The sequence below is a fragment of the Sphingomonas sp. ASY06-1R genome, from assembly GCF_052180265.1.
In the GTDB taxonomy this organism is placed as follows: Bacteria; Pseudomonadota; Alphaproteobacteria; order Sphingomonadales; family Sphingomonadaceae; genus Sphingomonas_I.
Genome location: NZ_CP197464.1, coordinates 769232 through 790445, shown reverse-complemented (window position 1 = coordinate 790445; position 21214 = coordinate 769232). Strand labels below are relative to the sequence as shown.

The 21214-nt window shown below is 64.5% G+C and carries 20 protein-coding genes and 1 tRNA gene; 9 read left to right on the top strand and 12 right to left on the bottom strand.

Annotated features, from left to right (window positions below; translation table 11 throughout):
- Positions 1-125: 125 nt before the first annotated feature.
- Positions 126-211: transfer RNA gene (locus ACSBM8_RS03995), tRNA-Tyr, on the top strand.
- Between the two features lie 40 nt (positions 212-251).
- On the opposite strand, the gene ACSBM8_RS03990 is transcribed toward ACSBM8_RS03995, so the two are convergent.
- Entirely contained in the window at positions 252-1445 is a 1194-nt protein-coding gene (locus ACSBM8_RS03990; RefSeq protein ID WP_442680366.1) for a phospholipase D-like domain-containing protein, read from the bottom strand.
- Positions 1446-1750: 305 nt separating this feature from the next.
- Between ACSBM8_RS03990 and ACSBM8_RS03985 the strand changes: the two genes are divergently transcribed.
- Together ACSBM8_RS03985 and ACSBM8_RS03980 are read left to right on the top strand one after the other, a co-directional pair.
- On the top strand, positions 1751-2497 hold the full coding sequence (locus tag ACSBM8_RS03985) for a TrmH family RNA methyltransferase (protein ID WP_442680365.1): 747 nt from the start codon (positions 1751-1753) through the stop codon (positions 2495-2497).
- Positions 2494-3639 carry a glycosyltransferase 61 family protein gene (locus tag ACSBM8_RS03980; protein ID WP_442680364.1) on the top strand — a complete coding sequence of 382 codons (1146 nt, stop codon included), beginning with the start codon at positions 2494-2496 and terminating at the stop codon, positions 3637-3639. The genes ACSBM8_RS03985 and ACSBM8_RS03980 overlap by 4 nt, the downstream gene beginning before the upstream one ends.
- 12 nt (positions 3640-3651) lie before the next feature.
- Here the strand turns inward: ACSBM8_RS03980 and ACSBM8_RS03975 are convergent, their stop codons facing one another.
- Complete coding sequence (locus ACSBM8_RS03975) at positions 3652-3969, bottom strand: 2Fe-2S iron-sulfur cluster-binding protein (RefSeq protein WP_442680363.1); 318 nt, start codon at positions 3967-3969, stop codon at positions 3652-3654.
- 75 nt (positions 3970-4044) lie between these two features.
- Between ACSBM8_RS03975 and ACSBM8_RS03970 the strand changes: the two genes are divergently transcribed.
- Positions 4045-4689, top strand: coding sequence for a DNA-3-methyladenine glycosylase family protein (locus tag ACSBM8_RS03970; protein WP_442680362.1), 645 nt, complete (start codon positions 4045-4047; stop codon positions 4687-4689).
- Here the strand turns inward: ACSBM8_RS03970 and ACSBM8_RS03965 are convergent.
- Positions 4686-5471: a nucleotidyltransferase family protein gene (locus ACSBM8_RS03965; RefSeq protein WP_442680361.1), complete on the bottom strand. Its 786-nt coding sequence runs from the start codon at positions 5469-5471 to the stop codon at positions 4686-4688. The genes ACSBM8_RS03970 and ACSBM8_RS03965 overlap by 4 nt on opposite strands.
- Positions 5468-5989 (bottom strand): TetR/AcrR family transcriptional regulator C-terminal domain-containing protein, encoded by a 522-nt coding sequence (locus ACSBM8_RS03960; RefSeq protein WP_442680360.1) that lies wholly within the window; start codon positions 5987-5989, stop codon positions 5468-5470. The genes ACSBM8_RS03965 and ACSBM8_RS03960 overlap by 4 nt, the downstream gene beginning before the upstream one ends.
- A gap of 204 nt (positions 5990-6193) precedes the next feature.
- On the opposite strand from ACSBM8_RS03960, the gene ACSBM8_RS03955 reads away from it, so the two are divergent.
- The 5 genes from ACSBM8_RS03955 to ACSBM8_RS03935 all read left to right on the top strand — a co-directional run bounded on the left by ACSBM8_RS03955 (position 6194) and on the right by ACSBM8_RS03935 (position 12366).
- Positions 6194-7606, top strand: coding sequence for an efflux transporter outer membrane subunit (locus ACSBM8_RS03955; protein ID WP_442680359.1), 1413 nt, complete (start codon positions 6194-6196; stop codon positions 7604-7606).
- Between the two features lie 17 nt (positions 7607-7623).
- Positions 7624-8778 (top strand): HlyD family efflux transporter periplasmic adaptor subunit, encoded by a 1155-nt coding sequence (locus ACSBM8_RS03950; protein WP_442680358.1) that lies wholly within the window; start codon positions 7624-7626, stop codon positions 8776-8778.
- Positions 8779-8850: 72 nt separating this feature from the next.
- Positions 8851-10338, top strand: a complete 1488-nt coding sequence (locus tag ACSBM8_RS03945; protein WP_442681482.1) for a DHA2 family efflux MFS transporter permease subunit — start codon at positions 8851-8853, stop codon at positions 10336-10338.
- A 57-nt stretch (positions 10339-10395) separates the two neighbouring features.
- On the top strand, positions 10396-11190 hold the full coding sequence (locus ACSBM8_RS03940) for a sterol desaturase family protein (RefSeq protein ID WP_442680357.1): 795 nt from the start codon (positions 10396-10398) through the stop codon (positions 11188-11190).
- 6 nt (positions 11191-11196) lie between these two features.
- Positions 11197-12366 carry an N-acetyltransferase gene (locus ACSBM8_RS03935; protein ID WP_442680356.1) on the top strand — a complete coding sequence of 390 codons (1170 nt, stop codon included), beginning with the start codon at positions 11197-11199 and terminating at the stop codon, positions 12364-12366.
- A 7-nt stretch (positions 12367-12373) separates the two neighbouring features.
- Here the strand turns inward: ACSBM8_RS03935 and ACSBM8_RS03930 are convergent, their stop codons facing one another.
- From ACSBM8_RS03930 to ACSBM8_RS03895, 8 genes are all read right to left on the bottom strand, one after another.
- On the bottom strand, positions 12374-14224 hold the full coding sequence (locus tag ACSBM8_RS03930; protein WP_442680355.1) for a bifunctional diguanylate cyclase/phosphodiesterase: 1851 nt from the start codon (positions 14222-14224) through the stop codon (positions 12374-12376).
- A 99-nt stretch (positions 14225-14323) separates the two neighbouring features.
- Entirely contained in the window at positions 14324-15106 is a 783-nt protein-coding gene (xth, locus tag ACSBM8_RS03925; protein WP_442680354.1) for an exodeoxyribonuclease III, read from the bottom strand.
- A gap of 23 nt (positions 15107-15129) precedes the next feature.
- Positions 15130-15456, bottom strand: coding sequence for an iron-sulfur cluster insertion protein ErpA (gene erpA / locus ACSBM8_RS03920; RefSeq protein WP_442680353.1), 327 nt, complete (start codon positions 15454-15456; stop codon positions 15130-15132).
- 46 nt (positions 15457-15502) lie between these two features.
- Positions 15503-16213 carry a M23 family metallopeptidase gene (locus ACSBM8_RS03915; protein WP_442680352.1) on the bottom strand — a complete coding sequence of 237 codons (711 nt, stop codon included), beginning with the start codon at positions 16211-16213 and terminating at the stop codon, positions 15503-15505.
- A gap of 46 nt (positions 16214-16259) precedes the next feature.
- Positions 16260-17117 (bottom strand): ferritin-like domain-containing protein, encoded by an 858-nt coding sequence (locus ACSBM8_RS03910; RefSeq protein WP_442681481.1) that lies wholly within the window; start codon positions 17115-17117, stop codon positions 16260-16262.
- Complete coding sequence (locus ACSBM8_RS03905) at positions 17111-17587, bottom strand: peroxiredoxin (protein WP_442680351.1); 477 nt, start codon at positions 17585-17587, stop codon at positions 17111-17113. The genes ACSBM8_RS03910 and ACSBM8_RS03905 overlap by 7 nt, the downstream gene beginning before the upstream one ends.
- A 30-nt stretch (positions 17588-17617) precedes the next feature.
- On the bottom strand, positions 17618-20290 hold the full coding sequence (locus ACSBM8_RS03900) for a bifunctional [glutamine synthetase] adenylyltransferase/[glutamine synthetase]-adenylyl-L-tyrosine phosphorylase (protein ID WP_442680350.1): 2673 nt from the start codon (positions 20288-20290) through the stop codon (positions 17618-17620).
- Positions 20291-20557: 267 nt separating this feature from the next.
- Positions 20558-21202 (bottom strand): sigma-70 family RNA polymerase sigma factor, encoded by a 645-nt coding sequence (locus ACSBM8_RS03895; protein WP_442680349.1) that lies wholly within the window; start codon positions 21200-21202, stop codon positions 20558-20560.
- Between the last annotated feature and the right edge of the window lie 12 nt (positions 21203-21214).

Below are 21214 nucleotides of genomic sequence, written 5' to 3'. Positions count from 1 at the left end.
TATGCCGGGCCGCACCTTACGCCGCTTCTGCTCGAACAGCGCTAAACATAATCATCGAATGCGCGACCTACGTTGACAGGGCGCGGCCGCTTCGCCAAAGACGCGCCTCCCCGCGGGGCGCCTCTGGACAGGTGGCCGAGTGGTTAAAGGCAGCAGACTGTAAATCTGCCCGTGCAAGCGTACGCTGGTTCGAATCCAGCCCTGTCCACCATCCTCACAGCCAAGCGGCGCTCCGGGCCACGGCGGCCGCCTCAGCGCCCTGCCGCCGCCTTCTGCCGATCGACCTCGTGATCCAGTTCGGCAAAGCGCCGGAGCAGCGTACGAGCAAGATCGCCGTTGGTGGATCGGACCAGCACTTCGTCGTTGAGGAAGCGCGAATTGTTGTTGAAGTTCAGGCTGCCAAAATAGGTCACCCAGCGGTCGCTATTTTCGATCACGAAGAATTTGTCGTGCATCGGCAGCCCTTGGGGATGGCGATAGCGGCGGATTTCGATCCCATCCTTCGTCAGCCGATCGACCACCCACTGCGGCACGCGCCGTTCGGAATCATGCACGATCAGGTCGATCCGTGCGCCGCGCTCGGCGGCATCTTCCAATGTGCCGACCGCGTCTCCCTTCAGATGCGAGATGGCCGCCCACAGATGATCGCCCGGGCCCAAATGATCGAGCGCATTTTCGACCACGTCCGTGTGCAATCGGGGATAGAAGAACAGCGCAGTATCGCGGTCCCGAACGGTCCGATTATTCTCGCGGCTGAACCGCCCGACCGATCCGTTGTCCGCGGCCAGCCGCTTGATATGATCGACCAGGACAGTGACGAGGCCGGGGCTGGTAATCTCGACCAGCATATTATGCCCACGGTCCTGATCGCCGATTTCGGCGATGATCGCGGCAGTGTCATCGCCCTTGCCGCCTGACGGGTTGAACGAACCGACCAGCGCCACCGGCTTTGGCCAGGAAAAGGCATAGATTTTCGCATGGAGCTTGCCGGCGATCCGCTCGAACGGGAAGCCCGCACCCGGGCGCACGGTCAGCCCACCGCGCAGGCCGTCCTTGCGCAGCATGGCGACGACCGTCCCATTCGCCGCTTCAAACCGCGGATCCCCTTCCACCACCAGCCGCACCTTCACGCCGCGGCGGCTGGCGTCGATCAGCGCCTGCGCCAATTCCCCGTCGAGGAAATAATAGGTCGCCCAGTCGATCGACTGGCCGGCCGGGGTTGCGCGGACGCGCTGGAGCAAAAGGTTGCGCAGGGCCTGCGTCGGCAGGTCGGGCCCGCCGAAATGAACCGCGCCGATCGTCGCCTCGTGCGTAGGCGCGGCGACATCGATCACCGGCTCCTTCCAGGTCATCAACGCCACCACGGCACCGCCCACAAGCAGGGCGATTACCGCGAAGGCCAGTATCAGACGCCGCCATAAGCGCTTCTTGAAGACAGATTTCACGAAAATGTCATATTGCCCCAGTCACCGTGCGGCGCGTTAATCCGGCAGAGCGCGACGGCGCAAGTTGCCTTTGGTGAGATAACCCGGCTGCAGGTTTACTTTACGGGCAGCGCCTGCGATGACGGCTGCGGGCGTCCTCATTGTGTCTTGAAGCGCAGTGAGGCGCCTACTCTCCACAATCTGCCCTGCCGATGCCGCGCCGCTTGCTCGTGCGCCCGTCAAACCACGACTTCGGTGGGGAGCTCAAAACACCCAATGCAATTTTGGGGCGGACGCCGCGCGTGGATCGCATTAGGAGGACGCGCATGCGCAAAGGCCATCGTCCCTCCCAAGCTCCGTCCAATCGTCCCCGCTTCTGGGGGCGCCATGCCGTTTCGGCGGCCCTCGCCAATCCCGAGCGTAACGTTCGGCGCGTCTGGGGCACGCGCGAAGCGCTGGCCGCATTTGGCGGTTTCCCATCCGATCTTCCGGTAACCTATGCCGAGGTCGCCGATCTCGGCCGGCTGGTGCCGCAGGATGCGCCCCACCAGGGCGTCGTGATCGAAGTCGATCCCCTGCCCGACATCTGGCTGGGCGATCTGCTGGAGCAAGGCGTGGGCAATCAGCGTCCGTTGCTGGTGCTCGATCAGGTGACGGATCCCCATAATGTCGGCGCGGTATTGCGTTCGGCGGCCGCCTTCGATGCGCTCGGCCTGGTGACACAGGATCGTCATGCACCGCCGGAGTCGGGTGCGCTGGCCCGGTCCGCTTCGGGTGCGCTGGAGATCGTGCCGTGGGTACGCGTCGTCAATCTCGCCCGGGCGCTGGACGAGATTGGCGAAGCGGGCTTTTGGCGGATCGGCCTGACCGGTTCGGCGCCCCGGCTGCTGGGCGACGCCATCGCCGGCGCGCGGGTCGCGCTGGTGCTCGGCGCCGAAGGCGAAGGCATGCGACAGAATACCGAGGCGCATTGCGACGAACTTGCCAAGCTGCCGATCAGCCCGCGGGTGGAGAGCCTGAACGTCTCCAACGCCGCCGCTATCGCCCTGTATGCGGTCGCAACACGCGCGTGACCTGGCCTGAACCGCTCCGGGTTGCGGATGCGGTGCTCGGGCCTCTCATTGCCGCTGCACACCCGTCCGGCATCGGCTGCGTCGCCACCACACCGGGCATAACCCTCACTCATATCCGCGCGGACACGCCGGAAGGCCCCGTGAACCGGCTGGAAGTGCAGCCGGCGGAGGCCCGCGCGGATCTGCCCATGGTGCACCAGGCCGCACTCTATGCCGGTCCCTATTTTGCGCATTTCGGCCATATGATCGCAGAGTGCATCCATAGATTATGGGCCGCGCACGCCTTTCCGCAGCTCCGCACGGCGCCGATCATATTTCAGGCGTATGCCGGCTCGCCCCGCCCCGCCTGGTTCGACGCTGTGCTGGACATGTGCGGCATTGCGCCGGACCGCGTGATGCTGGTCGAGCAGCCTACCCTGTTCGAAACCCTCTATGTTCCCGCGCAGGGACGCGCGCTTGGTGGCGGGACCTTGTTCGCCGACTATCTCGACCTGTTCCCACTGGTGCCGATCGCACCCGCGGTAGAACCCGCGCGCAAGCTCTATGTGTCGCGCGCGCACCATATCCGCAGCGGGACCTATTTGGGTGAGAGCCTGATCGAGAGCCTGCTGGCGCAGGCCGGCTTCACCATCGTCCGGCCGGAAGAGATTGCCCTCCCCACGCTCGTCGGCCTGCTTCAGGCGGCAGAGCACATCGTGTTCGCCGAGGGCAGCGCGATCCACAATCTCGAGCTATGCGGCCGCGTCACCGCCAAGATCATGGTGATCGGGCGGCGTTCCGGCACCAAACGCCGCTTCGGCGCACTGCTCGATTCGCTCAGCGCCGATGTCCAGATCTTTAACGGCGCCCGGGCGGCGGCGTCGCTCGGCTGGGACAAAGTGCGCGGTCGGCCCCGGCTGGGCACCGCCTGTTCTTTCCTGCCGCTGCCGAAGCTGATCGATGCGCTGGCCGATTTTGCCGGCGTCCCGCTGTCACAGCCAGACGCGCAGACGATCCTGGGCGCGGTCGCAAACGATATGCTGCGCTACCTGTTGGATCCACGCAGCGGGATAGACGCGACCGATGCCGAACTCGGCCGCGCCCTGCGCGCTTTGCGCACCGATCCGGATGTCGCGCGGCTACGCGAGCTGCTTACCCGTTAGCCGCGGACCGCATCAGTCCTCGGCTGCGATGGTGACCCGCATCCCGTCCAGCGCAGGCGTGAACTGGATCTGGCAGGACAAACGCGACGTCGCGTCGCGATCGTCGGAGATCGCCAGCAATTCATTCTCATCCTCGCTCATGGCCGGCAAGCGATCCGCAAAATCGGGATCGACGTGCACGTGGCAGGTCGCGCAGGAGCAGCAGCCGCCACACAGTGCGAGCAATTCATCTATGCCAGCGTCGCGAATGACTTCCATGACCGAGAGACCGACATCCCCCTCTACCTGGCGCTCCTCGCCTTCGCGGGTGACGACGATCAGCTTGGGCATTATCGAACCTTTCGAATGAGACGCTGACGAGGCCTATGTCGTGGCCTGGCGCCAAGCGCAATTGGAGAGCAGCCCGTGGGCCTGAGCGCTGAACACCTGAAACGCAGCCTGGATGCACTGGCACGGATCGAGCCCGCCTTCGTGGCCGGGCTGGCCCGCCATGGTTATCCCGAGCCCCGCTTGCGCGCACGCGGGCATGTGACGCTGCTGCGGACGATCATCGGCCAGCAGGTCAGCGTCGCCTCCGCCGATGCGATCTGGACCAGGTTGGCAGAGGTCGTCGGCGCCGAAATCGATCCCGCCGTGCTGGCGGCCACGCCGGACGAGTTGCTGCGCGGCGCCGGCCTGTCGCGCCAGAAAATCTCTTACGCAAAAAGCCTGGGCGAGCTGGTCGCCAGCGGCTCGCTTGATCTGTCCCACCTGCCGGACGATGACGAGGCGGCGATCGCGGCATTGACCCGCATCAAAGGGATTGGCCGCTGGTCGGCGGAAATTTACCTGTTGTTTGCCGAGGGCCGCGGGGACGTCTGGCCGGCGGGCGACCTGGCCGTACAGGAAGAAGTCGGCCAGCTTCTTGGTCTGCCCGAACGTCCGTCCGAAAAGTCGGTGCGCGCCCTTGCCGAGGCATGGCGCCCCCACCGTGGTGCCGCAGCCGTCTTCACCTGGCATCATTATACGCAGCGCCTTAATGCGGGCAAAGCCGCCAAGGCGCCGGTCTAGGCGCGCTTGGCCAGTATCTGTTCTGCCAGCGCATGATCGCTGGGCTTATCGACGTCGATCCCGGCCTCGGCAAAGGGTAACGGGACCGGCCTCACGATCGCGCCGAGCCGCAGGCCGGCCTTGCCGAGCGCGCCGGCCAGCGTGATCGTACGGGTCACGGCGCGCACCGCCAGCAGTGGGCCGAAATGCCAGATAAGCTTCAGCGCCTTCTTGCGATCCCGCTCCACCGCGCTCCAGGCATGAAGCGCCGGGCGCGCGCGCGTCGACGACAATGTGAAAAGGTTTGCCCCGGTCCAGGCCCCTTTCGCGAATCTGAGCCAGGTGCGCTTATTCTCCGGATATGCGGCGAGCAGCACCTTGCTGGAGACGACGCCCACCGCGACATCGGCTTCGGCCGACCCGGCAATCATGGCTTCGACCATCGCAGGCGTCAGCAGCGGATGATCTGCGGTGGTGACCAGGATCGGCCATTGCGCCTCGCCGGTTCCGGCAAGCGCGGAAATGCTGCTGGCGATCCCGCTGGTCGAAACCGCCGTCGAAATTCGCGGGACCTCGGCCAGCCACGCGCAATCGCCAACGAACAGCTGTTCGGGTTCCTGCGCAACGATCACCACTCTCCCGATCGAGGGGCTGGCCAGCAGCGTCTTGGCAACGCGCGACAGCATTGCTTCCCCCGCGACACTGACCAGCGCTTTCCATTCTTGGCCAAAGGCCGCGGCAAGGGGGTCGACGCCGGGGCGCTGCCCGGCGAGCAGCAATGCCGTCCACGCGCCGTCCGTCATGATTCGATTGGTCCCCATGCGCGCATGAATGTCTCGATCGCCGCCGCAACATCTTCGTTGATCTGGACGCTCAGCGCGCCCGCCGGCCGCCATAAGCGGTCGAAATAGCATCCTGCCTGAACAAGTGCGACAAATTGACGTGCAGCGGTCAACGGATCGCCCGTGCGCAATCGTCCTGCCGCCATTTCCTCCTCAATATAGCGCGCAAGCCGCGCGCGTACCCGATCCGGCCCGCATCGGGCGAACGCCTCCCCGACAGTCGGGAATCGCCCCGCCTCCGCGACTATCAGCCGATGCAGCGCAATCGACTGCGACGTCATCATCTTGTTCAGCAGGGCATGGCCGAAGCGGGACAGGGCCGCGGTGGGGCCGCCTGCCGGAATAAGCGCCTCATCCAGCACGCGGCGAAACGCCTCGATCTTCGTGTCGATCACGGCGGCGAACAATTCGTCCTTGGACGGAAAATAGCTCCACAAAGTTGTCTTGGAACCACCCAGCTCCGAAGCGATTGTGGACATCGACGTGTCCGCAAAGCCACGATCCAGAAAGGATCGCTCGGCAACCTCCAGAATCGTACGGCGGCGATCAGCCTTTCGTACCGCACGGCGTCCGGAGGGATTGCTCATTTCCATAACAATACTATAGGGTACGGCATCGGGTTGACAAGTACTGGGGTGACGCCCATCTGCTTCGCGTACGCAACGGTACGGATTTGCGGTTTCATGAATTATCGGTTGGCAAGGCTGCTGTTGCTCGGCGCGTTCGTGCCCTTGGCGGCGTGCGTCCCGAATCTGGGCGAAAAGCCAACGCCCCGCACGGCATCCAGTCTTGCAGCGCAGCAAAGCCTTCCGGACCAGGGTGGACAATGGCCTGGTGACGGCTGGTGGAAAGCCTATGGCGATCCCCAGCTCGATCAATTGATCGCGGAAGGCGTGGCCGGATCGCCGGATATCGCCGCGGCCGCGGCCCGCCTGGCACGCGCGCAGGGCCTGGCCCGGACCAGCCGTGCGCCGCTCGGCCCAACGATCGGGGTCGAGGGCAATGCCGGCCAGGTCAAGCAAAGCTACAATAACGGCTTCCCCCGCGAGTTCCTGCCGCAGGGCTGGAAGGATACGGGCAATATCGACGCACGGTTCAGCCTGGATCTGGACCTGTGGGGCCGTAATCACGCGCTGCTCCGCGCGGCGCTGGCGGAAGAAGGCGCTGCACGGGTCGAGAATGCCGAAGCCCGGCTGACGCTCGCGACCTCGATCGCAACCGCCTATGCGGATCTCGCCCGGCTGTATGACGAACGCGATGTTGCCGAGGAAGCACTACGTATTCAGCAGGAGACGGCAGGGCTGGTCTCGGATCGCGTGCGCAACGGCATCGACACGCAGGGCCAATTGCGCCAGGCAGCCGCGGCCGTTCCGGCATCGCGCGCCGATCTGGGCGCCATCGACGAACAGATCGCCCTGACCCGCAATCAACTGGCGGCGCTGACCGGTACCGGCCCCGATCGAGGATTGACCATCGCGCGGCCCAAGCCGTCGGGTCTCGTCACGCTCGCTCTGCCGCCCTCGGCCGGGATCGATCTGGTCGGTCGCCGTCCCGATATCGTCGCAGCCCGCGCCCGCGTCGAAGCGCAGGGGGAACGGATCAAGGCCGCGCGCGCCGCTTTCTATCCGGACATCAGCCTGAGCGGGCTCGTCGGTTTGCAGGCGCTCGGCTTTGGCAACGTGCTCAAGTCCGGCTCGACCTATGGAAATGTCGGCCCTGCCCTCACGCTTCCGATCTTCGACAATGGGCGTCGTTCGGGCGACTATCGGGTTGCCCGTGCAGATTATGACGCGGCAGTGGCCGACTATGACCGCACCCTGATCGCAGCCCTTCAGGACGTCGCCAACGCCGTTGCCAGTCGCAGCGCGCTGGGCGATCAGACCAATAATGCACGCGCATCGTTGGCCGACAGTCAAAAGGCCTTCGAAATTGCGCGGCTGCGCTACCGCGCCGGCCTGTCCACCTATCTCGATGTGCTTACCGCGGAGCAGGCGCTGATTGGAGCCCGCCGCCGCGTTGCCGACCTTTCCGCCAGGGCCTTCACGCTTGACGTCGCGCTGGTGCGCGCGCTCGGCGGCGGCTTTAGCGGCGTTTGATACTCAGGAGCAGCCGCATGGCCGATCAACCCAACCCGCAAACGGCCGCTGCGCCCCAGACCGAAGACGAGGCGCCCGGCCAGACGCTGCGCCAGCGTCGGCGCAAATGGCTGACGCTGCTGGCCGCCGTGGTGGTCGGCATCGCGCTGATCTTCACCTTATATCACTTCCTGATCGGCGTGCGGCACGTCTCGACCGACAATGCCTATGTCGGTGCCGATACCGCGCAGATCACGCCGCTGGTGGCCGGCCCCGTGCAGGCGGTCCACGTCGCCAATACTCAGGCCGTCCACAAGGGCGACATCCTCGTCACGATCGATCCGTCGGATGCGAAGATCGCGCTGGAGCGGGCCGAGGCCGATCTTGCCCAGGCCGAGCGTCAATTCCGGCAGACATCGGCTACCGGTGGCGCCCTGCAGGCACAGATCGGTGCCCGCAACAGCGATATCGATCGTGCGCAAGCCGAGATGACGGCGGCGCAGGCATCCTATGACAAGGCGCGTGTCGATCTTGCGCGACGCCAGAGCCTCGCCAAATCCGGTGCGGTATCGGGCGACGAACTGACATCGGCCACCAACGCTTTCGCATCGGCGCAAGCGCAGCTGGCGGTGGCGCGGTCCGGCATTGCCCAGGCCCGTGCCAATCGCGTCGCCGCCGCCGAAAATTACAACGCCAATCAGGCGCTGGTACGTGGCTCGATCCAGGACAATCCCGATGTCGCGGCCGCACGCACGCGGCTCGACGCGGCCAAATTGGACCTTGCGCGCACGATCATCCGCGCGCCGTTCGACGGTGTCATCGCACAGCGCAACGTCCAGATCGGCCAGCGCATCGCCGCAGGTGTGCCGATCATGACGGTCGTTCCGGTCGATCGCATGTATGTCGATGCCAATTACAAGGAAGGCCAGCTGACGAAGGTCAAGATTGGCCAGAAGGCACGGATGACGGCGGATTTGTATGGCGGCAGTGTCGTCTATCACGGCACGGTCGTTGGTCTGGCGGGCGGCACCGGATCGGCCTTCGCCATCATCCCCGCCCAGAATGCCACGGGCAATTGGATCAAGGTCGTCCAGCGCTTGCCCGTCCGCATCATGCTCGATCCAGCCGAGCTAAAAGAACATCCCCTACGCGTCGGGCTGTCGGTTGACGCAACGATCGACGTCGGAAACTAACCGGTGGCCAGCGCCGCCATGGCCGGTAAGCCCGCCGGGAGCAAGGATGGCTGTGCCTTGTCGGGCGGCCGGATGTGGGCGGCCGGCGGCGTGCTTGCGCTCAGCAATTTCATGGTGGTGCTCGACACGTCGATCGCCAACGTGTCGGTTCCGCATATCGCCGGTAGCCTGGCCATCGCGCCGGACCAGGGCACATGGGTCATTACGTCCTATGCGGTGGCGGAGGCGATCTGCGTTCCGCTGACCGGCTGGCTGGCCGCACGGTTCGGTACGGTCCGCACCTATCTGCTCGCGATGACTGGCTTTTGCATATTTTCGATCCTGTGCGGCCTGTCACCCACTTTGGGCGCGCTGGTCGCGGCACGAATCGGGCAAGGCATCTGCGGCGGTCCGATCATGCCGCTGACCCAGACGTTGCTGCTGCGCGTGTTCCCGTCGGCCAAGCGCGGTCAGGCGATGGGACTATGGGCGATGACCACGGTCGTCGCGCCGATTGCCGGACCGGTGCTGGGCGGGACGATCAGCGACAATTGGTCGTGGCACTGGATTTTCTTCATCAACATTCCGATCGCGATCACCTGCGTGGTCGGCAGCTATATGCTGGTGAGCGGCTGCGAGACCGACAAGGTGCGCGCGCGGATCGATGTCGGCGGCATGATCCTGCTCGTCATCTGGGTCGGTGCGCTGCAGATCATGCTCGATATCGGCCGCGATCACGATTGGTTTCATTCAACGATCATCTGGGTCCTGGCGATCATCGCCGGCGTCGGCTTCCTCGTATTCCTGATCTGGGAGCTGACCGATCGCAATCCCGCGGTGGATCTGCGCGTCTTCCGACATCGAGGATTCTCGGCGAGCGTACTCGCGCTCGCGCTGACCTATGGCACCTTCTTCGCAGCGGTCGTCGTGACGCCGCAATGGCTGCAGGGTGCGATGGGCTATACCGCGCAATGGTCGGGCTATGTCACCGCGTGGCAGGGGCTGCTGGCGGTCGTCTTCTCGCTGATCGTCGGTAAGCTGACCGGCAAGTTCGATCCGCGCCTGCTGGTGTCCTTCGGCATCGTCTGGATGGCGGGCTGCATCTATGTGCGGTCCGATTGGACGTCGAGCGTCGATTATTGGACGCTGGCCCTGCCCCACCTGGCCATGGGCCTGGGCATGCCCTTCTTCTTCGTCCCCCTGACGATCCTGTCGCTCAGCTCGGTGGACAAGAATGAGACGGCGTCCGCCGCCGGCCTGTCCAGCTTCATGCGCACGCTGTCCGGCGCTGTCGGCACGTCGATCGCGACCACCCTATGGGCCAATGGCGCGATCAGGGCGCATGCGCAGATGGTCGGATCGATCAACCAGCCGCCCGGCCTGGTCAATCAGCTGGAATCGCAAGGTTTCTCCGCCGCGCAGGTCCGGCAGATGATGGAAAACCTGCTGACGCAGGAGAGCCTGGTCATCTCGCTCGACCATGTTTTCCAGATCGCAACCGTGCTGCTGCTGATTTCGGCTGTAATGATTTGGGCGGTTCCCAAGCCGGTCAAAGCGGTGGATACGTCGCAAGCGCACTAAACACCCACGGTGTCGCCCACAAACCGCCGCATTGCGGCACGAGGGTGCAGGCACTAAATGTGCCTCAGCATCCGAGGGAAATACAGCGTGACGATTGTTTCAGTTAAACCCAGCTTCTGGCGGCGTGAGCACCATCTCGACCGCATGAACCTGAAGCAGTTGGTGGTCGCCTATTTTCAGTATCCGGCGGTGATCGCCTATCTGCTGCTGGCGGCAGCGGCGATCGGCGTCTGGTTTGCCTATCCTGCGCCCGCGCTAGCGACGGTGGCGTCGGCCGCGATGGCCGTGCTGCTCTACCCGCTCGTCTGGTATACGCTCCACCGCTTCGTCCTGCACAGCCGCTGGATGTTCAAGGTGCCGATGCTGGCGGCAACCTGGAAGCGCATCCACTATGATCATCATCAGGATCCCAATCGCCTGGAAATCCTGTTCGGCGCGCTCCACACGACGCTGCCGCCGATCATGCTCGCCACGATGCCGGTCGGCTACCTGCTCGGCGGGATCGGCGGCGCGGCCGCAGGCTTCGCATCGGGCCTGCTGACCACCGCTTTTTATGAATTCTGCCACTGCATCCAGCACCTGGCCTATACCCCCAAGCATCCCCTGCTGGTGAAGATGAAGCAGCGCCACATGGCGCATCACTTCCACGATGAAACCGGCAATTTCGGGATCACCAATTTCTTTTGGGATCGCCTGTTCGGGACGAGCTACGCCAAGGTGAGCGAGCGCAAGAAGAGTCCGACGGTCTTCAACCTAGGCTACACGCCCGAGGTTGCGAAACTGTATCCCAAGGTTGCCGAACTATCCGGTGGCGTCGCCACGGGTCACCCTTCCACCCGCATCAGGGGATAAGCCTATATGTCGAACGGGATTACGATCCGCCCGGTACTCACCAAGGCGGACCGCAAGGCCTTTGTCAGCCTTCCTTTTCGACTATACGCCGGCAATCCCGCGTGGATCCCGCCGCTCAAGGATGAGGCCTACGGGCTGATTACGCCGGGCAAGAATCCGTTCTTCGAACATGCCGACGCGCAACTTTTCCTGGCCGAGCGCAACGGGCAGGTGGTTGGCCGGATCTCCGCCTCGATCGATCATATGTGGACGCCGATGCCGCCGGATAAAGGCGGCGGCGCGGACAGCGGCAATTGGGGCTATCTGGATGCCGAAGACAAGGCGATCGCCGATCTGCTGATCGCGGCCGCCGAGGACTGGCTGCGTGCCCACGGCGTGAAGCGTTCGATCGGCCCGATCAGCATGTCGATCTGGGAAGAGCCCGGCCTGCTGATCAAGGGGCACGATCATCCGCCGACCGTGATGATGGGCTATGACGACGCCCGTTACGAAGCATGGGTGGAGAGCTGGGGTTACGAGAAGGTCAAAGACCTTCACACGTGGGATCTCGACATTACCAAGGATTTTCCGCCGATCGTCGCGCGGATTGTGCAGTCAGGCCAGAAAAACCCGCGCATTGTCGTACGCGACGTCAACAAGAAGAAGTTCGCCGCGGAGGCCGCGATCATCCTCGCGATCCTGAACGATGCGTGGAGCGGGAATTGGGGGTTCGTACCCTTTACCGAGAGCGAGATCGCCTTCGCCGGAAAGAAGATGAAGCCGATCATCTTCAACGATCTGGTTAAAATCGCCGAACTAGATGGAGAGCCGGTCGCCTTCATGATGACCTGGCCCGATCTCAACGAGATGCAGGCCGACCTCAATGGCGAGCTGTTCCCCTTCGGCTTCATCAAATTGCTATGGCGCCTTAATGGCGGACTGACCGGTGTGCCCAAGGTCCGCACGACCCGAGTGCCCTTGATGGGCGTGCTGAAGCGCTTGCAGGCAAGCCGTATGGCGAGCCAACTGGCCTTCATGATGATTGAGGAGACGCGGCAGGCCGCGCTGAAAAACTACGGGTCGACGCATTCCGAGATCGGCTGGATCCTGGAAGACAATCAGGGAATGAACTCGATCGCCTCGACGATCGAATCGCAGATCAACAAGACCTACCGCATCTACGAAAAGGCTTTGTGATCGTGCCTCACGCGGCGCGGGGCTGAACCCGCCGCCGGATGCCGCTGACGCGCAAGGTCGTGGGCAGCGGGGTTGAGGGCAGGCGCACGGGCATGGCTAGCATCAGATTTGCCACCGCATCGCTGTCCAGCGTTTCGGCGAACAGATGCCCCTGCCCCATGCGGCACCCAAGCTCCATCAGCCGTTCGCGCTGCTCGACGGTCTCGATACCCTCTGCCACCACATCCACGCCCATCTTTTCGGCGATACGCATCAGCCCGTTGATTACAGCGCCGCCCGCCTGGCCTTCATTGTCGAGATGATCGACGAAGGATTTGTCGATCTTCAGCGTATCGACCGGGGTGAACAGCAAATGCGTCAGCGACGCATAACCGGTCCCGAAATCGTCGAGCGCCAGCTTGATACCAAGCGCGCGCAACTGCTCCATCTGCCGCTGCACGAACAATTCGCGCCGGCCCAGATAAACGGACTCCGTGATCTCCAGCGTCAGCCGATCCAGGGGCACGCCGGCAACGACGAAAATCTCCTGTACTTCTTCGACCAGATGGCCGTGGGCGAAATCGGCCGGTGCCAGATTGACCGCGACGCGACCGACCGCAATGCCGGCGTCCAGCCAGGTTCGTAAGTCGGCGGACACGGCACGCAGCATCGCGCGCGTTACCTCGGCGGCGTTGCGGGCGTCGGCAAAAGCGTCGTGGAATTCGGACGCCGGCACCAACCGCCCATCGCGTCCGCGAATGCGTACCAGTGCCTCGAAACCGGTGACGGCCCCCGTGTCCAGCCGCACGATCGGCTGATAGCGCGCTTCGATGCGGTTCTGCGCCAGCGCCCGACGCAATTGATCGATCGCGCGCAAACGCCGATTCATCCGGGTACGCAATTCGGACGTATACAGAACGAGCGTCCCGCGGCCGCCATCGTCCTTGCCATGATAGAGCGCGAGATCCGCATTCTGCCGCATGATCACGCCGCTCTTGTCATCGATCGCGCGGACCGCCGCACCAATGGTGATGCTGGGCACCAAAGTGTGGCCCGCACATTCCGCAGGCTGCCCCAGCGCGGACAGAATCCGCTGCGCGAGTGAGACGACATCCTTGTTATGCGCCAGCACCGCCAGTTCATCGCCACCGACGCGAAACGCCAGGTTGGGCGCCGCCGCCTCCGCGAGGCGGGCAGCGACCACGCGAATCAGGCTGTCGCCCGCCGCATGGCCGAACGTATCGTTCACCGTCTTGAGATGATCGATGTCGACCAGCAGCAGTGCCGATCCACCGCTGGAGGGCGGTTGCACCAGCGCCTCCTCGAAACAGGCGCGGTTATGCAGGCCCGTCAGCGAGTCGGTATAGAGCAGGCGCTGATTGACCCGCAGCCCATGATCCCGCTCGAACGCGATCCGGCAGAGTTGCACGCTGGTCGCGGCGATTTCCGTCTCGAAGCTGGTCGGGCCGCGCCGGCTCTCGAAATAGAATGCAAATACCCCTACGAGCCGTTCGGCGGATACGATCGGGCTGGACCAGCAGGTCTGCCGCCCTTCGGGCAGCGCGGCGGTGTGGTAGCCGATCCAGGCTGGATCAGAATTGATGTCCGTGAGCGCGATGCCGAAACTGCGGAAGGTGGGCGGCTCACATGTCGCGAGCGGCGAGGCCACATTCATTCCGTTGATCGCGTTCAGATGATCTTGGGAAAGTCCGGGTGCGGCGACCGAACGCAGCACGCCATCGGGCTCAACACCCCAGATCGCGCAGATGCCATCGGGGATCAGCCGCTCGACTTCCCGGCACAATCGATCTGTGGTCGTGCGCAATGCCTCGCCGCGCGCCACCATTTCCAGGATGAGATTTTGAAGGTAGATCAACATCCCTCTGCCTATCGCGCTTCCCTAATTGGTTCTTCGGGAATGAACCGCATTACAACTGTCGATTGCGCCGAAATGAGTATTACCGATGGCAGGATACTTCTAGGTGGGACGGATATTAATCCAGGTGGGGGCATGGTCGCTGGCTTTTTCGCGACCCCGAAACGTCTTATCCACACCCGCCTCCACCAATCGGTCCGCCGCTGCCGGGCTGAGCATCAGATGGTCGATGCGGAAGCCGGCATCGCGCGCCCAGGCGTTCATCGTATAGTCCCAGAAGGTATAAAGCGCCTCGTCGGGATGAAGCGCGCGTAGCGCATCGGTCCAGCCCGCATGATTGAGCCGAAAGAAGCAGGATCGGCTTTCCGGCTGCATCAGCGCGTCCGCGGCCATGCGGCTCGCCGAAAAGACGTCCGCCTTGTGATCGGTCGGGATGACGTTCCAGTCGCCCGCCAGCACGACGGGCCGTTCCGTCAGGAACAAGGTACGCGCGTGGGCGAGCAACGCTTCGAACCAGGCGATCTTATAGTCGAACTTGGGTCCGGGCACGGGATTGCCGTTCGGCAAATAGAGGCCACCGATGATGAGCCCATTGACCTCGGCTTCGATGTACCGGCTGTGGCCCTCATCCGGATCGTCCGGCAGTCCTTTACGGCGCAGCGCGATGTCCTGGCCACGCGCGAGGATTGCGACGCCGTTCCAGCTCTTCTGCCCGTGCCAGACGGCGTTGTAGCCGACGGCGGCAATCTCAGCCTCGGGAAACCGCTCGTCGGGCGCCTTCAGTTCCTGAAGACACACGATGTCGGTCTGCGTTTCCTCGAGCCATTCCAGCAGGCGGGGCAACCGCGCGCTGATTCCATTTACATTGTAGGTCGCGATCCTCATGCGACCGGCTTAAGCCAGCCGGATCAGATCGAGAAGCTGGTTCCGCACCCGCACCCCGACGCTGCGTTGGGATTGGTCACGCGGAAGGCTGCGCCGCCCATATTTTCCACATAATCGACCGCGCTGCCCCGTAGCAGATCGAGGCTGACCGCATCGACGACCAGTCGCACGCCATCCCGCTCGGCAACCGTATCGCCCGAGTCGACATGTTCGGCCATCTCGAACTTATATTGGAAGCCCGCGCACCCACCGCCATCCACCGCCAGCCGCAGAATGGCGGGTTTACCCTGCTTGCCCGCGATGGCGGCAACGCGCGCCGCGGCAGAGGCTGTGATATCGACGTCCGTCATAAGGCTTAGATAGGCGCGTCACGCCATCACGACAATGACCGGGATGTCAGTCCTGATCGTTGTTCGCATCATCCGGGCCACCCAGCGCGATGCCGGCAGCCGTGCGTGCTTCCATGGCGGTCACATAATCAGCCGACTGCAGGAAGGGCACGGGATTGACGGCGTGACCGTCGATCCGGACCTCATAATGAAGATGGCTGCCGGTGGAACGGCCGGTGGAGCCCATCAGCGCGATCATCTGGCCGCGAACGACGCGGTCGCCGGCATGGACGAGAACGCGCGACAAATGACCGAAGCGGGTCTGCAGGCCCTTGCCATGATCGATCTCGACGAGGTTGCCGTAACCGCCCGACCATTCGGCGCGGTCCACCACACCGTCGGCGGTTGCATAGATCGCCGTACCAGCCGGTGCCGCAAGATCGATACCGGCATGCATCGCGGCGCTGCCGCGGAACGGATCGGAGCGAACGCCATAGCCCGACGTGTAGGTCGCGCTTTGTACCGGCTTCGACGAGGGTACCGAGATCGCGCCCGGCGTGGCGACCGCATCCGCCTTCTTCCAGGACAGGAACAGGCTGTGGAAGCGGCTATCGGCCTCGCTCGCGGGAAGCAGCGGGCCGCCCGTCGGCTCGATCTTGTCCCCGCGCTGCGGCGCCGGCAGGCCGGCGGCCAATACGGGTTGTGAAAGCATGAGCACGGCGCTCGCGGTAAGTCCAAACGCGCGCAAGGCGCGGATAGCGACGGTGGAAGCGATCATTGTCTCTCCGGCGATCCTGGACCGCACGGCCCCCCGCACGGTGATATTAAGCTGTACGCCTCGAGATTTGCCCCTCCCGCGACGACGGGAACTTTTCTGGCCGACATGCGTGCGCTTGTGCAACCGCTTCGTAGTATTCCGTCGTCAAACCGGCAGCGGCGCGGGCTGAGTCGTTGAATGGTGGCTTCAGGCCGCCACGGAAATGGGTTTCGACCAGCGCCTGCCACGCGGCCGACGCAGAATCGCCACCCGCTGCGCTGGCCTGTTCGAACCAGTGGACACCGGCGGCTACATGCTTGATTTCATCGCGCAAAATTCGCCGCAGGATGGCTGCGGAAACCTCGTCCCCCACCGCCTCGAAGCGCTCGATCATCTGCGGCGTCACGTCCAGGCCGCGGGCCTCCAGCACCATCGGGACAATCGCCAGGCGGGCAACCGGATCGTGCGCGGTCTGCCCGGCCGCGTCCCACAAACCATCATGGGCAGGCATGGCGCCATAATGGCTGCCGAGCTGGTGCAAGCGTCGATCGACCAGCGCAAAATGCATCGCCTCTTCCGCGCCGACGCGAATCCAATCGTCGGCAAAAGTCCGCGGGAACAGACTGCCGAATCGGCCGACCATATCGAATGCCAGGTCGATCGCGACATATTCGATATGCGCGATGGCATGGAGCAGCGCGACCCGGTTCGCGGCGGTGCCGCCCTTGCCGCGTCGCGGCATGCGGTTGGGTGGCAGCAGTTCGGGCCGATCCCCGCGCACGGGGCGGTCAGGCATAACCACGTCGAACTGCCAATGCAGCCGCCCCGCCCGCCAGTCGCGCCCAACCTTGCGGGCGATCTTTATCTTGGCGGCAGGCGCAGCCGTTTCCAGAACCTGTCGCGCAGCGGCGGCGAGGCTCAGGATGCGCCAGCCTCCTTCAGCGTGCGTACCGCGGCGAGCACCTCCTGCGCATGGCCCGGAACCGACACTTTGCGCCACGCACGCGCGATCCGCCCGTCCGCGTCGATCAGAAAGGTGGCGCGCTCGATCCCCATATATTTGCGGCCATACATGCTCTTTTCGACCCAGACGCCAAAGCCCTCGGTAACCGTGCCGTCGGCATCGGTCGCGAGCGGCACCGTCAGATCATATTTGGCGGTGAATTTGGCGTGGTCTTTCGGGCTATTCTTCGAAACGCCGAGCAGGGTTGCGCCTTCATCCGCAAAGGCGGCGCCAAGCTCCGAGAAGTCCTTCGCCTCGGCGGTGCAGCCAGACGTATCATCCTTCGGATAGAAATAGAGGACCAGAGGCCGCGGCCACTGCGACAGCGGCGCGAGGCTGCCATCCGCCATCTGCAACGTCACGTCGGGGGCCTTGTCGCCTTCCTTGACCATAGTCATTCTCCAGATTCGATCCGGACCGCCCTACTCCAGGCCAGCAACCCGGCGCCACTCCCGTCCGACCAGGCTGCGCGCATCCGCATAGGCCGCCATCAGCCCATCCCAATCGTCATAGCCGCATCGGAGCGCGACCAGCGAACGCGATGCCGCCGGCGGCTCGGTCGACTGGGGGGAGACGAGCCGCAACGTCACCAGCATGCGCGTCAGCAACGCGAAGGCGCGGCCGAAACCGCCATCGATCAGCTTCGTCTCTTCCAGCGCCGAAATCGCGCGGCCGAGATCCGGGTAGAAAGCTAGCTTCTCGCGTAGCTGCAGAAGATGCACCGTGAACTCGGCGTCGACCAGCCCGCCCTCGATCAACTTGACGTCCAATGGGCCGGCCGGCGGCTTATGGCCTGCGATCTCGAGCCGCATCTTTGCCACGTCGGCCGCCAGCACGGTCGCGTCGATCGGCTTGTGCAGGGTCGAATCAATGATGTCCTGGACCGCACGCCGCGCCGCGTCGCTGCCGAATAACGGCCGCGCCCGCGTCAGCGCCATATGCTCCCACGTCCACGCGCTTTCCGCCTCATAGCGGGCAAAGCTGTCCGTCGAGACGGCTAGCAGGCCCTGATTGCCGGAGGGCCGCAGCCGCGTGTCCACGTCATAAAGCGGCCCGACCGCCGTCGGTACCGACAGCGCCGCCGTCACCCGCTGCGCCAGCCGGTTGAAATAGGTGGTGGCGCCCAGGGGCTTGCCGCCATCCGATTCCACCAGGAATTCGCCGGTGAACAGGAAGATCAGATCGAGGTCGGACGCGTCCGTCAGCACCCCGCCCCCCATCCGACCGAGCGCCAGGATGACCAGCTCGCCATCGGGAATGCGGCCGTGGATCGCTTCGAACTCCACCACCGTCGCCGTCGCGACCACGCGCAGCGCGGCCTCGGCGACACGGCCATACCCCCGCCCGACTTCGATCGGGTCTTCACCGCCGATGATGAGCTGCGCGCCGAGCTGAAAGCGCCGCTCGCCCACCGCGATCCGCACACGATCCAGCAGAGCCTGATAATCGTCGCCGCGCTCGCCCCGCGCCCAGGATTCGGCGAGCGCATCCACCGCGGGCGGTGGTTCGAGTGCGCTGACGTCGATCAGCCCGTCCAGCAGCGTGGCGCGCCGCGACAAGGCGTCCGCCAGTCGCGGCGCATGACTGAGGATCGCGCCCAGCTGGCCGATCAACGCCGGCCGCGCCTCCAGCAGCCGGAACAGATTCACCGCGCTCGGCAGACGCGCCACGAGATCATCGAACCGGTTGAGCGCGGTGTCGGGCACGGGCGCGCTTCCGAATGCCGCGATCAACGCGGGAAGGACCGCCTCCAGCGCCGCACGAGCCGCGTCGCTCCTGGTTGTCCGGGTACGTCCTTCGCGCCATGCCGCGATCCGCTGGCGCGCGGCGGCCGGATCGTCGAAACCACCCTGACGAACAATGTCGTCGAGCGCGGGCGCATCGTCCTTGTCCGCCTCGTCCAGCGCATCATAGATCCGGCCAACCGTTTCGACCGACGGGGCGAGTGCGGCGATCAGCTCTGCACTATCCTCCCAACCCGACAGCCTGGCGACGCCATCGAGCGCGCCCGCATCCAGTGGCAGGCGGTGTGTCTGCTGGTCGTCCACCATCTGCAACCGATGCTCTAATGTGCGCAGCAGCCGATAGGCCTCCGCCAGGCTTGCCGCTTCGTCGGCAGCGATGACGCCCGCGTCCGCCAGTGCCGCAAGCGCCTCCAGCGTGGCCGGCGTGCGTACGGCCGGCACGCGGCCGCCATGGATCAACTGATGGATCTGGGTGAAAAATTCGACCTCGCGGATGCCGCCGCGACCCCGCTTGAGATCGTAGCCCGGCCCGAGCGTCTGCCCTTGCGCATGATGCTCGCGGATGCGGCGCGACAGCGCGCGTATCTCGCGCAGCGCGCCGAAATCCAGCGCCCGGCGCCAGACGAAGGGGCGGATATGATCCAGGAATGCCTGACCGAGCGCCCGATCCCCGCTGGACGCGCGCGCCCGAATGAAGGCGGCGCGCTCCCAGGGGAGTGCGCTCGCTTCATAATGGGTAATGGCCAGGTCGATCGGCACGGCCAGCGGCGTCGCTTCGGCGGCCGGGCGCAACCGCAAGTCCACCCGCAGGACATAGCCGTCGGCGGTACGTTCCTGCAGCAACGTTACGACCCGCCGTGCGATACGGACCGCGGCCTCGACCGGCTCCTCCCGCGCCCGATGCGGCAGCGTAGCGGGATCGAACAACAGGATCGGATCGATGTCCGACGAATAATTGAGCTCGCGGCTGCCCTGCTTGCCCAGCGCGATCGCCGCGAACCCGGTTGGAGGTGCGTCGCTGCGTTCGGCGAGCGCGGCCGTAATCGCGCGATCGAGCGCACGATCGGCGAAATCGGTTAGTGCCGTCGTCACCGTCTCGAAACTGGCGCCGGCAAGGTCGGCCAATGCCACGCCTAGGCTAACCGCTTGCCGTTCGCGCCGCAGCGCTCGCATGACATTGCTGTCGTCCCGGCTCGTGTCGGCGGCTGACGCAAGCATGGCTGCCAGGCCATCCTGCGCGAGATGGTCGATAAGTTCGGGCCGCTGCCGGATCAGCTGCCGTAGAAAAGGCGAGAATGCCTCCGCGCGCGCAATTGCCTGCGTTAAAGCCGAGGAATCAATTCGCGCCATGCTGGCTCAATTCTGCGTCCGGCCGCCAGGATATCGCAACTATGCTGAAGTTACGACGTTCTAACATAGATGAATAAGTCGAGTAATTCCCGCGGCGCTGCGCCGGGCGAAAGCCGACACAGCCAGCATGTTGTGGACGCACCCGCGGCCCACGAGGGGGTTCGTCGTGCGTTACTCGGCAGTTTTGGCGCCGTGCCGCCGATGCCTGACGAGATGAAGCGACTGCTCGATCGGTTGAATTGAGCGACAATTCACCTGTCACTCGTTTCAGCGGCCGCGGCTTAAATCGTCTACCTCGCCCATGATGTCGTGCAACGGGCTATGGCCCGTATTCTCGTCGTCGCGACGCGACGGCAGCTTCCCACCCGACATCAATTGCTCGAGCGCGACCCGACCGCGCGCAACGCGGCTCTTGATCGTGCCAACGGCGCACCCGCAAATCTCTGCCGCTTCCTCATAGGCAAACCCACCCGCACCCACGAGGATCAGGGCCTCGCGCTGCGGCTGCGGCAAATGCAACAAGGCGCGCTGAAGATCGCCCAGATCGACATGCCGTTCCTGGCTGGCAGGCGCCGCGAGGATCTTGCTTGCCGTCAGATCGTCCCACTCGCCCTTGAACCGGGCCCGCCGCATCTGGCTGAGGAACAGGTTGCGCAAGATGATGAAGGTCCATGCCCGCATGTTCGTGCCGGCCTGGAAGCGCTTGCGCGCCGCCCATGCCTTTAGCAGCGTTTCCTGCACCAGATCGTCGGCCAGATCCCGGTTGCCCGAGAGCGAACGGCCGAAAGCGCGAAGGTGCGGGATGACACGGCCGAGCTCGTCGCGGAACTCGTCATCGGACAGCGAGACATGCTCGACCGGTTCCGCGACATGTTCCAGCTCGTCGTCTTCGTCCACAATCGGATCTGTCAAAAAATCTCTCCG

Coding starts and splice junctions, on each gene's coding strand:
- ACSBM8_RS03985 (WP_442680365.1), top strand. CDS start 1,751: ATGCGCAAAGGCCATCGTCCCTCCCAAGCTCCGTCCAATCGTCCCCGC.
- ACSBM8_RS03975 (WP_442680363.1), bottom strand. CDS start 3,969: ATGCCCAAGCTGATCGTCGTCACCCGCGAAGGCGAGGAGCGCCAGGTA.
- ACSBM8_RS03965 (WP_442680361.1), bottom strand. CDS start 5,471: ATGACGGACGGCGCGTGGACGGCATTGCTGCTCGCCGGGCAGCGCCCC.
- ACSBM8_RS03960 (WP_442680360.1), bottom strand. CDS start 5,989: ATGTCCACAATCGCTTCGGAGCTGGGTGGTTCCAAGACAACTTTGTGG.
- ACSBM8_RS03955 (WP_442680359.1), top strand. CDS start 6,194: ATGAATTATCGGTTGGCAAGGCTGCTGTTGCTCGGCGCGTTCGTGCCC.
- ACSBM8_RS03950 (WP_442680358.1), top strand. CDS start 7,624: ATGGCCGATCAACCCAACCCGCAAACGGCCGCTGCGCCCCAGACCGAA.
- ACSBM8_RS03945 (WP_442681482.1), top strand. CDS start 8,851: ATGTGGGCGGCCGGCGGCGTGCTTGCGCTCAGCAATTTCATGGTGGTG.
- ACSBM8_RS03940 (WP_442680357.1), top strand. CDS start 10,396: ATGTGCCTCAGCATCCGAGGGAAATACAGCGTGACGATTGTTTCAGTT.
- ACSBM8_RS03935 (WP_442680356.1), top strand. CDS start 11,197: ATGTCGAACGGGATTACGATCCGCCCGGTACTCACCAAGGCGGACCGC.
- ACSBM8_RS03930 (WP_442680355.1), bottom strand. CDS start 14,224: ATGTTGATCTACCTTCAAAATCTCATCCTGGAAATGGTGGCGCGCGGC.
- xth (WP_442680354.1), bottom strand. CDS start 15,106: ATGAGGATCGCGACCTACAATGTAAATGGAATCAGCGCGCGGTTGCCC.
- erpA (WP_442680353.1), bottom strand. CDS start 15,456: ATGACGGACGTCGATATCACAGCCTCTGCCGCGGCGCGCGTTGCCGCC.
- ACSBM8_RS03915 (WP_442680352.1), bottom strand. CDS start 16,213: ATGATCGCTTCCACCGTCGCTATCCGCGCCTTGCGCGCGTTTGGACTT.
- ACSBM8_RS03905 (WP_442680351.1), bottom strand. CDS start 17,587: ATGGTCAAGGAAGGCGACAAGGCCCCCGACGTGACGTTGCAGATGGCG.
- ACSBM8_RS03900 (WP_442680350.1), bottom strand. CDS start 20,290: ATGGCGCGAATTGATTCCTCGGCTTTAACGCAGGCAATTGCGCGCGCG.